This is a genomic window from Vreelandella piezotolerans, from assembly GCF_012427705.1.
GTDB classification, from domain to species: domain Bacteria; phylum Pseudomonadota; class Gammaproteobacteria; order Pseudomonadales; family Halomonadaceae; genus Vreelandella; species Vreelandella piezotolerans.
Genome location: NZ_CP048602.1, coordinates 2910691 through 2925471, shown reverse-complemented (window position 1 = coordinate 2925471; position 14781 = coordinate 2910691). Strand labels below are relative to the sequence as shown.

Annotated in this window: 15 protein-coding genes; 8 read left to right on the top strand and 7 right to left on the bottom strand. The window is 61.1% G+C overall.

From position 1 onward, the window contains the following. Positions 1 to 137: 137 nt before the first annotated feature. The 3 genes from GYM47_RS13385 to GYM47_RS13375 all read right to left on the bottom strand — a co-directional run bounded on the left by GYM47_RS13385 (position 138) and on the right by GYM47_RS13375 (position 2321). Complete coding sequence (locus GYM47_RS13385) at positions 138 to 557, bottom strand: OsmC family protein (protein ID WP_139526503.1); 420 nt, start codon at positions 555 to 557, stop codon at positions 138 to 140. Positions 558 to 651: 94 nt separating this feature from the next. Beyond that, positions 652 to 1314, bottom strand: coding sequence for an N-acetylmuramate alpha-1-phosphate uridylyltransferase MurU (gene murU / locus GYM47_RS13380; RefSeq protein WP_153842597.1), 663 nt, complete (start codon positions 1312 to 1314; stop codon positions 652 to 654). After that, the gene (locus GYM47_RS13375) at positions 1311 to 2321 is read right to left on the bottom strand and encodes an aminoglycoside phosphotransferase family protein (protein ID WP_153842598.1); all 1011 of its coding nucleotides are present in this window, start codon (positions 2319 to 2321) and stop codon (positions 1311 to 1313) included. The genes murU and GYM47_RS13375 overlap by 4 nt, the downstream gene beginning before the upstream one ends. A 70-nt stretch (positions 2322 to 2391) precedes the next feature. Here GYM47_RS13375 and GYM47_RS13370 point away from each other — a divergent pair, with 70 nt between their 5' ends. From GYM47_RS13370 to apaG, 5 genes are read left to right on the top strand one after another with little or no spacing between them, the layout of a single operon-like run. Then, positions 2392 to 4839, top strand: a complete 2448-nt coding sequence (locus GYM47_RS13370; protein WP_139526506.1) for an LPS-assembly protein LptD — start codon at positions 2392 to 2394, stop codon at positions 4837 to 4839. A 37-nt stretch (positions 4840 to 4876) separates the two neighbouring features. Then, positions 4877 to 5917 carry a peptidylprolyl isomerase gene (locus GYM47_RS13365; protein ID WP_139526507.1) on the top strand — a complete coding sequence of 347 codons (1041 nt, stop codon included), beginning with the start codon at positions 4877 to 4879 and terminating at the stop codon, positions 5915 to 5917. After that, positions 5917 to 6960, top strand: coding sequence for a 4-hydroxythreonine-4-phosphate dehydrogenase PdxA (pdxA, locus tag GYM47_RS13360; RefSeq protein ID WP_139526508.1), 1044 nt, complete (start codon positions 5917 to 5919; stop codon positions 6958 to 6960). Before GYM47_RS13365 ends, pdxA begins: the two co-directional genes overlap by 1 nt. 26 nt (positions 6961 to 6986) lie before the next feature. Beyond that, positions 6987 to 7829, top strand: a complete 843-nt coding sequence (gene rsmA, locus GYM47_RS13355; RefSeq protein ID WP_139526509.1) for a 16S rRNA (adenine(1518)-N(6)/adenine(1519)-N(6))-dimethyltransferase RsmA — start codon at positions 6987 to 6989, stop codon at positions 7827 to 7829. Next, the gene (gene apaG, locus GYM47_RS13350) at positions 7826 to 8203 is read left to right on the top strand and encodes a Co2+/Mg2+ efflux protein ApaG (RefSeq protein ID WP_139526510.1); all 378 of its coding nucleotides are present in this window, start codon (positions 7826 to 7828) and stop codon (positions 8201 to 8203) included. The genes rsmA and apaG overlap by 4 nt, the downstream gene beginning before the upstream one ends. Positions 8204 to 8209: 6 nt before the next feature. Here apaG and GYM47_RS13345 read toward each other — a convergent pair whose 3' ends face one another. After that, positions 8210 to 9664, bottom strand: coding sequence for an FAD-dependent oxidoreductase (locus GYM47_RS13345; protein WP_153842599.1), 1455 nt, complete (start codon positions 9662 to 9664; stop codon positions 8210 to 8212). A gap of 362 nt (positions 9665 to 10026) precedes the next feature. On the opposite strand from GYM47_RS13345, the gene GYM47_RS13340 reads away from it, so the two are divergent. Beyond that, the gene (locus tag GYM47_RS13340) at positions 10027 to 10842 is read left to right on the top strand and encodes a symmetrical bis(5'-nucleosyl)-tetraphosphatase (RefSeq protein WP_139526512.1); all 816 of its coding nucleotides are present in this window, start codon (positions 10027 to 10029) and stop codon (positions 10840 to 10842) included. Further along, complete coding sequence (locus tag GYM47_RS13335; protein WP_153842600.1) at positions 10843 to 11979, top strand: tRNA nucleotidyltransferase/poly(A) polymerase-related protein; 1137 nt, start codon at positions 10843 to 10845, stop codon at positions 11977 to 11979. Here the strand turns inward: GYM47_RS13335 and folK are convergent. Together folK and folB are read right to left on the bottom strand one after the other, a co-directional pair. Further along, positions 11976 to 12521: a 2-amino-4-hydroxy-6-hydroxymethyldihydropteridine diphosphokinase gene (gene folK / locus GYM47_RS13330; protein WP_139526514.1), complete on the bottom strand. Its 546-nt coding sequence runs from the start codon at positions 12519 to 12521 to the stop codon at positions 11976 to 11978. The two genes, GYM47_RS13335 and folK, sit on opposite strands and share 4 nt — an antisense overlap. Next, the gene (gene folB / locus GYM47_RS13325) at positions 12518 to 12898 is read right to left on the bottom strand and encodes a dihydroneopterin aldolase (RefSeq protein ID WP_139526515.1); all 381 of its coding nucleotides are present in this window, start codon (positions 12896 to 12898) and stop codon (positions 12518 to 12520) included. Before folB ends, folK begins: the two co-directional genes overlap by 4 nt. A gap of 102 nt (positions 12899 to 13000) precedes the next feature. On the opposite strand from folB, the gene plsY reads away from it, so the two are divergent. After that, positions 13001 to 13570, top strand: coding sequence for a glycerol-3-phosphate 1-O-acyltransferase PlsY (gene plsY / locus GYM47_RS13320; protein WP_139526516.1), 570 nt, complete (start codon positions 13001 to 13003; stop codon positions 13568 to 13570). A gap of 9 nt (positions 13571 to 13579) precedes the next feature. On the opposite strand, the gene tsaD is transcribed toward plsY, so the two are convergent. Further along, a complete protein-coding gene (gene tsaD / locus GYM47_RS13315; protein WP_153842601.1) occupies positions 13580 to 14623 on the bottom strand; it encodes a tRNA (adenosine(37)-N6)-threonylcarbamoyltransferase complex transferase subunit TsaD in 1044 nt (347 codons plus the stop codon). Positions 14624 to 14781: the final 158 nt, after the last annotated feature.

Here is a 14781-nt window from a genome sequence, read left to right as displayed (position 1 = left end):
GCCGCGACGTCCGACGCGGCCCCGCACTACGCAGTAGGGGGAGAAACAAGCGGGCGTATTATGCCCGCCCGTGGCGTGGGTTGCATCCGGCCAGGCGATTTTTTTTGACGCAGAGCGACCGTCTCGCGGCGCAGGGCTCAAGCTTCGATAATCTCGAAGGAGTGAGTAATCTCGACGCCGCCGTTGACGAGCATAATCGAGGCGCTGCAATACTTCTCCGCGGACAGCTCTACCGCCCGTTGTACCTGCTTTTCTTTCAGGCTGCGGCCTGTAACGACAAAGTGGACGTGAATCTTGGTAAACACAGAGGGCACTTCGTCGGCACGCTCGGCGTCGAGCTCCGCCACGCAGTCGGTGACATCGGCGCGGGCCTTATCGAGAATGTTCAAGATATCGAAAGCGGTGCAGCTTCCCATGCCCATCAGCAGCATTTCCATCGGCCGCGGGCCGGTATTGCGGCCACCGTGATCGGGCGGACCATCGATCACTACGCTGTGCCCGCTACCCGACTCTGCGACGAACTGACGACCATCGGTCCATTTTACCCGTGCTTTCACGTTGCTCTCCTCATCTTGGCGACGATAGGTAAGTCGCGCAGCATAACATTTCTAGGCGACAGCGCACGGCTTCATCGCGCGCGGTTAACAGGCGTCAAGGCTGCGCCAGATGCTGTTCCAGTTCGGCGAGCCGTTTCGGGGTGCCTACGTCTACCCAGTGGCCGGAAAAATGCTCACCGCTGACTCGTTGCTTGGCCATGGCTTGCTTTAGCAACGGTGCCAGTGCAAACGCCCCAAGGGGCTCTCGAGCGACGAGTTCGGGGTGTAGGATGCCAATACCGGAGTAGGTCAGGCGTGGCTCTCCCATTGGCGTAACGCGGCCCCGGTCGAGGGCAAAATCGCCGTTTGGGTGGTGTTCCGGGTTGTCCACCAAGATCAAGTGGGCAAGATCGCCCTCTGTCAGCGCGGCCGCGCTGGGCAGGCGATCACACCACACATCGCCATTGACGAGTAAAAACGGCGCCTCACCTAGCAGAGGCAGCGCCTTGCGAATGCCTCCGCCGGTTTCGAGTGGTTGTGGCTCCACGCTCCAGTGAAGGTGCAGTTGGTGTGCCGAGCCATCACCCAGCGCCCCCATGATCTGCTCGGCACGGTAGCTTACGTTGATCACCACCTCCTCGATGCCCGCACGCTTCAAACGCTCCAGGTGGTGGACGATCAGCGGTTTGCCCGCTACGGGCAGCAGCGGTTTCGGGCAGTGGTCGGTGAGTGGGCGCATCCGTTTGCCCAAGCCCGCCGCTAGGATCATCGCTTTCATGGCGTTGATGCCTCCAGGCGCTGGAGAATGGCGGGACGCAGCACCTCGCGGACCCAGTCGGCAAACTCATCGTGTTCGGGAAGGGCCATTAAGCTATCTTCCAAGTGGGTTAAAAAGTGCGGCAGGCGGGCCAAGTAGCCTTGCTTGCTGTCACGCAGCGTCAATCGACAAAAAATGCCCAGGACTTTGAGCGAGCGTTGGGCGGCCATCGCGTGGCACTGGGCCAAAAAGGCAGCCTCGCTCACCGAGCGGGTCAAGCGACCCTCTTGCCGGGCTTGCTGATAGAAGGTACTCACTAGCGCGGCAAACTGGTCAGCGCTGAAACGGCAGTAGCGACCTCGCAACAGCGAAATGACGTCGTAGCTGAGCGGGCCTGCCACGGCGTCTTGAAAGTCGATCATATAAAGCGTCTGATCGTGCCACATCAGATTCATCGCATCGAAATCGCGGTGAACGCTCACCACCGGCTGTTCTAGGGCGCGCTCGATCAAGCCCGTGCGCAGTGTTTCCCAACTGCCGGGAGCGGATAGCGACAGCCAGCGCTCCAGGCACCATTCGGGAAAGAGATCCAGTTCCCGGGCGAGCAGGGCGGCATCGTAGGCGGGAAGAGCGGCCGGATTGGCGCGGTTTTGCAACTCGGCAATCAGTGACAGCGCCGCCAAGTGGTTCTCTTTCGTGCGTGCCGGGTCGGTAAAGGTAGCCTGCAGCGGCGTATCGCCCAGATCGTCGAGCAGCAAAAAGCCGGCCTCCAAGTCGCTGGCGTGAATGGCGGGAACCGGTAGCCCGGCGGCGTGCCAGCGCTGGCCGATGGTCACAAACGGCGCGGAGTCCTCCTGGGCAGGTGGCGCATCCATGATGATTTGCGTGTTGCCATCCGGTAGCGTTAGCCGAAAATAGCGCCTAAAACTGGCGTCACCGCCCGCAGCAGAGAGGCGAAGAGTGGCACGGTCGAGGCCGTGGTGTTGCGCCGCCCACTGAGTGAGGGCGTCGATCCGAGAAGAGGACATGCAAGCTCCTTGCTGGTCGGGCATCATGCGGGCTGTATAATACCGATTCTGGATGCCAAGGATAACGAACATGGGCAAGCGAATCTCGCGCACCGTACCGGTTGCGCATACGCTGCTGGGCAGTTTGCTCGCTGGCGCCTCGTTTTCAGCGGTGGCACAGGACCCAACCCTGCCCGCAGAGGCGCTGGACTGGCAGGCCTGGCGCCAAGACGAAGCGTCGCAACAGCTATGCCGGGGGCGCTATGTGATGCCCGGCTACCGCTTGCCAGCGGAACAGAACCCAGAAACGCTTTCGGTGGAAACCGACGAAGTGGACTACGCCGCCGATGGCGAAGCCTTGCTGCGGGGCGATGTGGTGCTGCGCCGAGGTAATACCGAGCTGGAGGCCGAGCGCGTCTTTCTTCCGGCGGATCGCCAGCGGGTGGATGCCGAGGGGAGCCTGGCCATTCGTGATGGACAGGCCCTCGTGCGCGGTGAACAAGCCACGCTGATGCTGAACGAAGATCGCGCCTCGCTGCGTAACAGCCACTACGTGCTTTACGAACAGCATCTGCGTGGGCAAGCCCGACAGCTAGAGCAGACTGGCGAAAATCAGTACCGCCTTCAGGAGGCTACGTTTACCACCTGTGACCCCGGTGCCAATAGCTGGCAACTGGTGGGTAGCGATATTCGTCTCGATCAAGCCTCGGGGTTTGGTACCGCCCGTCACGCGCGGCTGGAAGTCAAAGACGTCCCGATATTTTACTGGCCGTGGCTGCGTTTCCCCATCGATGACCGCCGCCATACCGGGCTGCTCTCGCCGTCAGTGAGCTTCTCAAGCGATGGCTTCGATTATACGCAGCCGTTCTACTGGAACATTGCACCGAACCAGGATGCCACCATTACCCCGCGCTGGATGTCGGACCGTGGTCTGCTGCTCAACGGAGAGTATCGCTACCTGCTCGAGGGCAGCCAGGGCTTGGTGGAGGGCGGCTATCTCGATAGCGACGGCGGCACCAATAACGGCGATAACCGCTTCGAAGGCGACGACCGCTGGTACATTGATGCTCAGCATGCAGGACGGCTCACGCCGCGCAGCGACTATCGACTGCGCTACGGCGCGGCCAGCGATGGCCGCTATTTCGACGACTTTGGCGGCGAGTTCGGCAACAGCGACCGCGTCAGTATGGAGCGTCTGGCCCAGGTCGATTATCGCGGTGAGCGCTGGCAGCTCGACGCAAGGGCCCAGGGCTTTCAGCGCCTGGAAGACCCGCTCAGCGATACCGATCGTCCGTTCTACCGCCTGCCGAGTTTGACCGCCAACGCCAACTGGCAGCTAGACAACGGCCTGTATACGCAGTGGCGCTCGAACGCGACCTACTTCTGGCGCGACGTGGATGAGCGGCGAGTTCCTGAACGCGAAGCGGCCATCGGTTCGCGCCTGCACCTGACGCCCGCCGTGGGCTGGCGCTACGAGCAGCCTTGGGGCTATATCGAGCCGCGCACCGAGCTTTGGCACACCGCGTACGAATTGGATTATGGCGATCGGGTGACCGATCGCGCCACCTCGCCTTCGCGTAGCGTGGCGATCACTTCCATCGATAGCGGCTTAGTCTTCGAACGTGAACTGGAGCTCGGCGGGCGCGATTATCGCCAAACCCTCGAACCCCGGGTGAACTATGCCTATGTGCCGCGCACCGACCAGACCCAACTACCCGATTTCGATAGTCGCGAGCGGGCGTTTTCCTGGGATCAGCTCTGGTCGCCGCACCGCTTCTCTGGAGCTGACCGCGTGGGCGACCTCAACCGCGTCTCGCTCGGCGTACAGTCACGCTTGATCGAAGATAGCGCTGGCCGGGACCGACTCACCTTCGGTGTCGGTCAAAGTTACTATTTCTCCGAGCGGCGCATCGATAGCGAAGGCGACCCGGACACGCTGCCGCCGCGCCCCAGCGAAGACCCTTCCGTGAATCCGGAAAGCCGCTATCAGGCCACCCGTGACCGCTCTCCGCTGGTCACTCGCCTGGATTGGCAAATATCGGATCGCTGGAGTACCGGTTACGAGTGGCTTTACGATGATGAGCGTGAACAGACCGAGCGCTCCAGCGTGGACGTTCGCTATCGCCATCCGGAGGGGCACGTAGTGAACCTTGGCTACCGTTGGGAGATCGAAGGGTTCGATCCGAGCGTGGTGCCGGGGGACGATGGTTTCCGCGACTACAGCCGTGAAGAGTGGGATCTTTCGCTGGCGTGGAAAGCGAGCCCAAGGATTGATTTGATTGGCCGCTACCTGCACGATCAAACCAACAACCGTCCCTTGGAACAGCTCGCGGGCCTGCAGTGGAACGACTGCTGCTACGGCGTACAGCTGGTATGGCGTGAATGGATCGACGACAACGATACGGCGCGGGTTGGCGATGACTTCAACGACCGCGGGCTATTTTTGCGCTTCGTGTTTCGTGGTCTAGGTGGCGTGGGCCAAGAGGCCGACGGCTACTTTGAACAGGCGATTCCTGGCTACCGTCCCACGCCCTTATGAACGACCACTTTAAAATAGCGACTGAAAGAGACTTTTTATGATGATCAGAAAGACCTTGCTGAGCTGCGCGCTGAAGAAACGAGCCACCCAGCTGTCCGCAGGCAGCCTGATGGTGCTCTGCCTGGGCACGGGTGCGGCGCTGGTTCCGCTGACCGTTCATGCGCAAAACTTCGAGTCGGCCCAGCGTCAGCAGTTGGATAGCGTCGTCGCAGTCGTCAATGATGGCGTCATCATGCGCAGCGAGTTGGATGACCGCATTGCCCAGGTGGAGCAGCAAGCAGCGGCTCAGGGCGGCAATTTGCCGCCGCGTAACCAGCTGGCCCAGCAAGTGTTGGAGCGTATGGTCATGGATGAAATCCAGCTGCAAATGGCCCGCCGAGCCAATCTGAGCGTGGATGACACCGAACTCAACCGCCAGCTGCGCAGCATTGCCGAATCCAACGGCATGACGCTGGACCAGTTTGCCGATGCGGTAGAAGCCGACGGCATTACCCTGGCCGACGTGCGCGAAGACGTACGTCGTGAAATGTTAATGCGCCAAGTACAGCAGCGCCAGATCAGTCAGCGTGTCACGGTCTCCGATCGCGATGTGGAGCGTTTCTTGAGCCAGCAGCCGAGCCAGCAGCAGGGCCAAGCCTTTATCGAAGAAACCCGTGCCCGCCATATCCTGGTGGAACTGACGCCTACGCGTAACGAGAACCAAGCCCGTGCCCGCGCAGAAGAGGCTCGCCAGCGTTTACAGCAGGGCGCAGAGTTCGCGTCGGTGGCCCGTGAGTACAGCGACGATCGTGGTAGCGCCATGAACGGCGGCGACCTGGGCTGGGTGCGCCCTGGACAAACGGTCCCTGCGTTTGAAGAAGCCATGACGTCTCTCAGCCCGAACCAGCTCTCCGAGCCTGTGCGCTCGCAGTTCGGCTATCACGTCATCGAAGTGCTGGAGCGTCGCCGTCAGGACGTGACCGAAGAGAGCCGTCGTGAGCAGGTGCGCCAAGCGATTTTCCAGCGTCGTGCCAACGAAGAGCTGCAAACCTGGCAGCGTGAAATCCGTGAACAGGCCTTCGTGGATATTCGTCTCTAATGACGCGGCCGCTGCTGTTGACCACCGGTGAGCCCGCGGGCATCGGGCCAGAGCTTGCGCTGATGCTGGCCGCTCGTGGGCAATTAGCCAACACGGTGGCGGTGGGTGACCCGCAGATGCTGCGCCAGCGCGCCGCGCTGCTCGGGCTGGCCGTAGAGGTCGTCGAGGCCACGCCGGGTGGCTTGGATATATCCTCTCCAGGGCGTTTGGTGGTGTGGCCCGCCACACTGCGAGCGCCTGCCACGCCTGGGGTGCTCGATCCCGCCAATGCCCGCTACGTGTTGGAGACACTGCAAATCGCCGTAGACGCCTGCCAAGCAGGGCAGGCTGCGGCTATGGTCACCGCGCCGCTGCATAAAGGGGTCATCATCGAAGGGGGTTTTCCCCATTTCACCGGCCATACCGAGTGGTTGCGCGACGCCTGTGGCGTCGATGAGGTGGTGATGCTGTTGGCGACCGATGCCGCGCTGCATGCCAAGAACCCGCTTTGGCAAGGCAGCGGCGATTTGCGCGTGGCGCTGGTGACGACTCACCTGCCGCTGCGTGACGTGGCCGATGCCATCACATTCGAGCGGGTCACCCAGATTACTCGCCTGCTGGCCGCTGACTTGAAGCGCCAATTCGGCATCTCGAATCCGCGCATTGCGGTGTGCGGCCTCAACCCCCATGCCGGGGAGGAAGGGCATTTGGGGCGCGAAGAGCTGGACACGATCATTCCGGCCCTCGACGCGCTGCGTGCCGACGGGTTGGATATCCAAGGGCCGCTGCCCGCCGATACGCTATTCACGCCGCGTCATTTGGCCGGGATCGATGCCGTTCTCGCGATGTATCACGACCAGGGCTTGGCAGTGCTAAAATACGCCGGCTTTGGTCAGGCCGCGAACATTACCCTGGGGCTGCCGCTGGTGCGTACCTCGGTGGACCACGGCACCGCGCTGGATTTGGCGGGCCACGGTACTGCCGACCCCAATAGCCTGGGCGTCGCGCTTGCCCTCGCGCAGCGGCTTGCCGCTCAGCGTGCCAGCTCCCTGGCCGCTTCATGAATCAACCCTCCAAGGAACACTGTTAGATGTCTCAAGTGCCTCAGCAGCACCGTGCTCGTAAACGCTTCGGTCAGAACTTTCTGCGTGACCTCGGCATCATTTCGCGTATCGTCCGCGCCATTGGGCCACGCGAAGGCGACCGACTCGTCGAAATTGGCCCCGGGCAAGGTGCACTGACGGCGCCGCTGCTGGAAGCGGCGGGAAAGCTGGAGGTGATCGAGCTGGACCGCGATCTGGTTCCAGGCTTGCGAGTACAGTTTTTTAACTACCCTGAATTCGTGATTCATGAAGGCGACGCGCTGAAGTTCGATTTTGCCGAGCTCAAGGGCGAGGGCCCGGCGCTGAGGGTAGTGGGTAACCTGCCTTACAACATTTCCACGCCTTTGATCGTGCATTTGCTGAGTATGGGCAGCGCCATCGCCGATATGCACTTCATGCTGCAGAAAGAGGTGGTGGAGCGCTTGGCCGCCGAGCCGGGCAGCACCGACTGGGGTCGCCTGTCGGTGATGGCGCAGTACTACTGTCAGGTCGATCAGCTGTTCATCGTGCCTCCGGAGGCCTTCGTGCCGCGCCCGAAGGTGGACTCCGCGATCGTGCGTCTCACTCCCTTTGAGCACCTGCCCCACATCGCCGACGATCCGGCCCTGCTGTTCGAACTGGTCAAGCTGGCCTTTGGGCAGCGGCGTAAAACGCTGCGCAATAACCTGAAAGGGCGGGTCAGCGCCGAGACGTTGGAAGCGTTGGGCATCGACCCGGCGCGACGCCCGCAAACCCTGACGGTGGCGGAGTACGTCACCATCGCCAATCAGGTCGCGGCCAACGAGTCGGCCAGCGCAGACAACGACCGCCAGGGAGGCGACGAGGGGTGAGTGGTTTGGAGATCGAGGTCAGCGTTACGCCCGAGTTTCGTGATGCCGAGTCGAGCGACAGTGAATCCCGCTACGTGTTTAGTTACACCGTAACGGTCCACAATCAAAGCCCACATAGCGTGCAGCTAATGGCGCGTTACTGGAAGATCACCCAGGGCAGCGGCGATAGCCAAGAGGTACGCGGCAAAGGCGTGGTGGGCCAGCAGCCGCTGATTGGCCCTGGTCAGCGTTTTCGCTACACCAGTCGAGCGATCTTACAAACGCCGGTGGGGGTGATGGAGGGGGCTTATACGCTGCTCAATACCTATACCCAACGAGCCTTCGACGTGCCCATTGCACCGTTTCGGCTCGCCGTTCCACGGCAGCTACATTGACGCTGTTCAGGCGTGGGACGGTCGCCTGAGTTGACGATCTAAATGGTCACAAAGGCGCAACGCCAGTTGAACGATCGTCAGCGTAGGGTTGGCGTGGCCGACGCTTGGAAACACGCTTGACCCCGCTAAGTACATGTTTTCTTGGTCGAACAGGCGACAGTCACTATTGACGATCCCCTGTTCGGCGCGATGGCTCATCCGAGTACCGCCCATATGGTGGCGCCCCGCCAGCTCGCCTTCGCTGGGCATTACGACAGGCTGGGCAGCTAACCAATCAGCGAGCTTTAAGCGCCCGATATTCTGGTTGAGCAGGTGTTCTCCAAGTAGCAGCATACTGTCGCGAATGGTGTGGCGGTCTAGCGCTGACTGCTGCCAAATAAGCCGACTGCGTGGGATACCGAACTCATCGACCTCCGTATCCAGCGCCACTCGATTGTCGAAACGCGGCTCCTGCTCCCAGGCGGCGCGTAGAATCACGCCATGCATGACGCGACCTTGGGCTTGCCACGTGGAGAGCTGTTCTCCTAGTGCTGGCGCGTCTTGTGACAGCGTATTGATCAACTGCTGAGTGGCCTCCCCGTTCATGCGGTGTAAGCGCAGGCCGCAGTTGAGCAACTGGCGCTTGGAAAGCATATCGGGAGTGGGGGATAAAAAGACGTTGTACTCTTGATCCAGCCCCAGTGCCTGCGGCTCAAACAGCAGTGCTTGGCCCACGGAAGCATGCGGATGCTCCATCCAATAGCGACCCAATGTCGAGGCGTTGCGGATAAGCTGACCATTGGACTGCTGGTTTAACCACAGCAGCAGTCGCGAGTTTTCGATGCCGCCGCAGGCGAGTACGAAGTATCGTGCACGAACCTGGCACTCATCCCCCTGAAAGTTACGCAAGGTGGCGCGCTCGACTCGGCCAGCGTGACGTTCAAGCGCCACCAAATTGGCCGTCAGACAGTAGTTAACATGGGCAGACGCATTGAGTGTGGCGGCATATTTATCTTTCAGCCGCACAGGGTTGCCCAAAGAGAAGTAAATACGCTCAAATCCTGAGCCGGGCACCGGGTAATCGGCATGGGGCTGCGTTAAATTCAGTAGCTTGGCGGCCTGGGTGTAATAGGGCGCGAGCGCCTCTTGAGTAATTGGCCAAGCCGTATCAGGGGCGGCCGTCTTTGCAGTAAAATCGTGGGCGTCCAAAGGCCTACATACCCCGCCCCAGTGATTGGTAGAGCCACCTAAATAGCGTAGGCGTGCGTCATCCAGGGGAATGTAGGGGTCGCCGACGACCTCGCCTCGGTAAATGGCTTGGGAGCGCTCGCTGTAAGAGGCCTCTCCACCTTCGCACAGCAACGTACGATGGCCTTGCTCAGCCAGCGTCACGGCCATGGCGATTCCGGCTGCACCGGCACCGATGATGCAGATGTCGTAGTCGGTTGCTTGGGTCGCGAGGGTGTCAAAGGCGAGATACATTAGCGATCTTCAGCGCTTAGCAGCCAACCGTTCACCAGTACCGGCGCCGGTGGAGAGACGGATTGTGCAGCCGCTATCGGCCACCGGCTTAGGGTGAGCACGGTGCCTGTCGAAACAAGCAGGCATCTTAAAACGTCTCGGCGGGCAAGATCGATCGGGGAGTGACGCGGCAAGTAAGGGCTCATCAGCGTACCGTTATCCTTAACAGAGAGTCGCGAGCTGTCTGAGTACATAGTGATGTAACTTTGCCGATTGCTCCAGAATTTTTGTGCTGCTGGAGGGAGATAACGCCGAGGCGTTCCCCTGAGTCGTTAGGCGTGTTGTCCATCATTTTCATTCCATTCATCACAAGGCCTTAGCCTATGAGTACGTACGCCATTGGCGATCTCCATGGTTGCCATGCCGAATTTGTCAGCCTGTTGGAAAAACTACGCTTCAACCCGGCCCAGGATAGGCTTTGGCTGGTAGGGGATCTGATTAATCGCGGCCCTGGTTCGCTCGCTTGCCTGATGGAGGCCAAGGCGTTGGGGGGGGCCGTGCGCTGCGTGCTGGGCAACCACGATTTTCATTTGCTGGTGGTGGCTCGTGGGGGCGGCAAGTTGAAAAAGAACGATACCTTGGACGATATTCTGGCATCTCCCCAGCGTGAGTCGCTGCTGGATTGGCTGCAGAACCAGCCCCTGGTCGTGCGCGAGGAGAGTACGCTCATGGCGCACGCGGGCCTACTGCCAAGTTGGAGTGCCGAGCAGGCGCTAGCGCTTAGCGGTGAAGTGCAGTCGGCACTTCAGAGCGAGCGTTCGGGCGAGTTTCTGTCCCAGCTTTTTGGCAATCAGCCGGATCGTTTTCGGGACGACCTGGAAGGCATGGATCGTCTGCGCTGTATCGTCAACGTGTTGACCCGGATGCGCTTCATCGACACCCAGGAGCGTCTCGATTTTGCGGCCAAAGAGGGGCTCGATAGCGCCCCTGATGGATTCGCTCCCTGGTTCCAGTTTCCACGTCAGGATGATATACGCCTAATGTTTGGCCACTGGGCCGCGTTGGAGGGGCGCACGCCCCACGCCAAGATCAACGTCGAGGGGCTGGACACCGGCTGTGTATGGGGCGGCGCGTTGACCGCTATGAATCTGGAGACCGGCGAGCGCACCTGCGTGATTAGCCAGCAAGGAGGCCGTTAAGTGTTTCAACAGGATGCTCTTACCCAAGGGTTAGAGGTGTACCGGGTAGGTGGAGCAGTGCGGGATGCGCTGCTGGGCTGGCCGGTGGTCGATCACGACTGGGTCGTAGTAGGGGCGACGCCGGACGACATGCGTCGGCGGGGCTTCAAGCCTGTGGGTCGCGACTTTCCGGTTTTTTTGCATCCCCATACGTCAGAGGAGTATGCGCTGGCGCGCACCGAGCGCAAATCCGGTCATGGCTACGGGGGCTTCGATGTGTATGCCAGCCCGGACGTGACGCTGGAAGAAGATCTGTCACGGCGTGACCTGACGATCAATGCCATCGCTCAAGGGACTAACGGAGCGCTGACCGACCCGTTTCACGGTCGGCAGGATATCCAGCAACGCCTGTTGCGCCACGTATCGCCTGCCTTCAGCGAAGATCCGCTGCGGGTGCTACGTACCGCGCGCTTTTTAGCTCGCTATGCGCATCTGGGCTTTGCCATCGCCCCAGATACCCAGGCGTTGATGCGTCATGTCAGTGAAAGCGGCGAACTTGGCCATCTCGCCGCAGAGCGGGTGTGGGTCGAGACCGAAAAAGCGCTTGGCGAACCCAATCCAGAGCGCTATTTCACGACGCTACACGAGTGCCAAGCGCTGGCCACTTGGTGGCCGGAACTTGCCGATGACGAAACGTTGGCTGCTGCCCTCGATGCGCTAGCCAGCGCGCCTGAGACCTCGTCACCCGCGCTGGCCCACTGGCGCTATGCGCTATTGGTGTCGGTGCTTAGTGATGAGCAGCGCGACGCGTTAGCGAGCAGGCTGCGGCTGCCCAACGCGGTGGCGCAGTTGGCCCGCCATACCGCGCTGACGAAAGCGCTGCTCAATGAACCGCTCGACGATGAGCGAGTGCTGCACTGGTTGGAGCGCTTGGATGGCTGGCGCAAACCCGCTCAAGTCATTGCGCAGTTACAACTTGTCAGCCGTTTGGCACCGGCGCGCCAACCCCGGCTTGAGAAGGCGTGGCAAGCCGCTCAGGCAGTGAGCCCCCAGGCATTGCTCGGTGAGGGGTATCGTGGCGCCGCCCTAGGAGACGCGCTGCGCCAGCATCGCCAAAAAGCGGTGGCAGGCGCGTTAGACGAGGGGGCGTCGCGCTAGCGCGCTATGGCCACCCGGAGCTGCGGGTCGGCTTGGGAAATCCAGCGGCCTCGCCAGTGAAAATCGATCGGCCATAGGCGTTGGTCGCCTAAGGTAAAGCGCTTCCAGAGTGTGGCATAGGGGGTTTGGCAGGCGGGGTGGCGCGTGTTGGGCAAAAGCTCCGCCAGGGGTTGAAGCACGAAGGCGTTACGGGTGATTTCGCCACGCGGCAGCGCGACGTCATCGATGACCCCGCAGGCATCGCCGACGGTCAGTAGATCGATGTCCAGCGCGCGGGGGCTGCATTTCATCATGTCCGGCGTTCGGCCGTGGGCGATTTCGAGCTCTTTGGACCATGCTTGAAGCTCGCTCACCGACCAGTCGCTATAGAAAGCGACCACCAAGTTGTAGAAGTTGCGGCTATCGTTGAAGCCGACCGGCTCACTTTCGAAAATGCGTGATATCTGCAGCGGGCCGAAGGTATCTTCCAGGGCGTCTAGGCAAAGTCGGATATGGGTGTCAGGATCGATGTTGCTGCCCAAGCTGAGTGTGACCAGATTCATGACGATGTGTCCTGCGTGGCCTCCGGCAGCGTGCCGCGCGTGATTTCCAGGCCGACGCTGGCCGCTTGAGGAACGGCACCGGGTTTGCGGACGGTCATGCGAAGCCAACTGATCGGAAATTCGTGCTGCAAGCAGGCAGCAAGGCGCTCTGCGAACGTTTCCACCAAGGCGAATTGATGCTCGTCGGCAAACTGCTGGATTCGCTGGCAGATAGCGGCATAATCCAGCGTTAGGCGTAGCTCGTCCGTGGCGGCCGCTGGCCGAATATCTGTTGCCAGCGATAGATCCAGGCTCAGCGATTGCGTTATCGTGCGTTCCCAGTCGTACACACCGATGACGGTGTCGACGGTGAGTGCTTCGATCAAAATGCGGTCCACAGGCCTTCCCCCAGGGTCAACAAGCGGGCGATTGTACTTGAGGATGACCAGAAACGACAGTAAGGCAGCGGCGTCGGCCGCCCATGCCAGGGTAGGCAGTCCATGATATGGATCGTAATCGGTTATTTGAGCGGTAGTTGGCTGGCGGCGGTGAGCGTATGTCGGTGGGCCGGTGTGACGGATCCACGGTTTTGCGGCTCTTACAACCCAGGATTTTCGAACGTGCTCCGCCTATATGGTCCAAGGCTCGCCGCGGCCACGCTGCTGCTCGATGCGTTAAAAGGGGTGCCTGCCGTACTGGCTGCCAAGCTGCTGGCGCTGCCGGTATGGTTGCAGGGAATTGTGGGGCTGGCCGTGTTGCTGGGTCATAGCTATCCGATCTGGCACGGCTTTCGCGGCGGAAAGTCGGTCTCCAGCGCGTTTGGCGTGCTGTTGGTGCTGGTACCCAGCGTGGCGCTGCTCACGGCGCTTTGCTGGGCGCTACTCGCGTGGCGTTTGCGCACGGCGGCGGCTGCATCGCTCGTTAGCGCGCTGTTGGCACCGCTGCTGTGTCTCTGGCTAGCCCCCGGCTACGTCAGCGTCGTAGGGGGCTTTAGCCTGCTCGTATTGGCCCGCCATGGCCTCAATATTCGCCGTTTGCGCCGCGGGGAAGAGCCGCCCCTACGCGGATAGGCGCGAGAGCTACCGTGGTGCGGTAAGCGTATCGAGCGGCCAGCGAGGGGTCGCCTGCATCACGCCGTTGTCATCCCGCTCGCCGGCTGCCAAGCGCTGCGCACCGACATAGGCAATCATGGCGCCGTTGTCGGTACAAAAGCGCCCGCGAGGGTAATAAGCACGGGCTTGGCGCTTTTGGGTCTCCAGCGCTAGCCGTTCACGCAGGCGAGTATTGGCGCTGACGCCGCCTGCCATCACGATGCGTTTTAGGCCGGTTTGGTCAAGGGCGCGGCGGCATTTGATCACCAGTGTATCGACGACGGCTTCTTCGAAGGCTCGCGCAACGTCGGCCTTCGCCTGATCATCCAGTTCGTCTGCCGCTTCTAGCTGTCGAATAGCCGTTAGGGTGTGGGTTTTAAGGCCTGAGAAACTGAAGTCCAGCCCCGGACGATCAGTCATTGGGCGCGGAAAACGAAAGCGCGTCGGGTCGCCCTGTTCGGCAAGCTTTGCGACCAGCGGTCCGCCTGGATAAGCAAGGCCGAGCATTTTGGCGGCCTTGTCGAAAGCCTCCCCGGCGGCGTCATCCACCGACTCCCCCAGCAGTTGGTAGTGCCCTAACCCCTGTACTTCGGCTAGCTGAGTGTGGCCGCCCGAGACCAGAAGGGCCACGAACGGGAAATCGGGGGCGTCATCTTCCAGCATCGGGGCGAGTAGGTGGCCCTCCATGTGGTGAACGCCCAGCACCGGTATGTTCAGCGCTTTGGCCATGCCGTGGGCAGTGCTGGCGCCAACCATTAGCGCGCCGACGAGGCCCGGTCCGGCGGTGTAAGCGATACCGTCCAGGTCTTGGCGGGTGAGCTGGGCGTCTTTCAATACTTGCTCGATCAACGGCAACAGCTTGCGGGTGTGATCTCGGGAGGCCAGCTCCGGCACGACGCCGCCGTACTCCGCATGCATGGCGATTTGGCTATACAGCGCATCGGCCAACAGGCCGCGCCCGCCGGTGAACGCGGTATCGTAAATGGCGACGCCGGTTTCGTCGCAAGACGTTTCAATGCCCAGTACGCGCATGGCAAAAGAACTCGTGTAGGTGGTAAGGCAGAGGTTACAAACCGGCTAGTCTAGCATTATGGCAGTAGAGGGGCGTAAGCATTTGCAAAGATCGCCAACCGCGACTAGACTACTGTGCGCTGTAAAACTGGGTCGTACACCGTTGTGTTCGGTGTGCG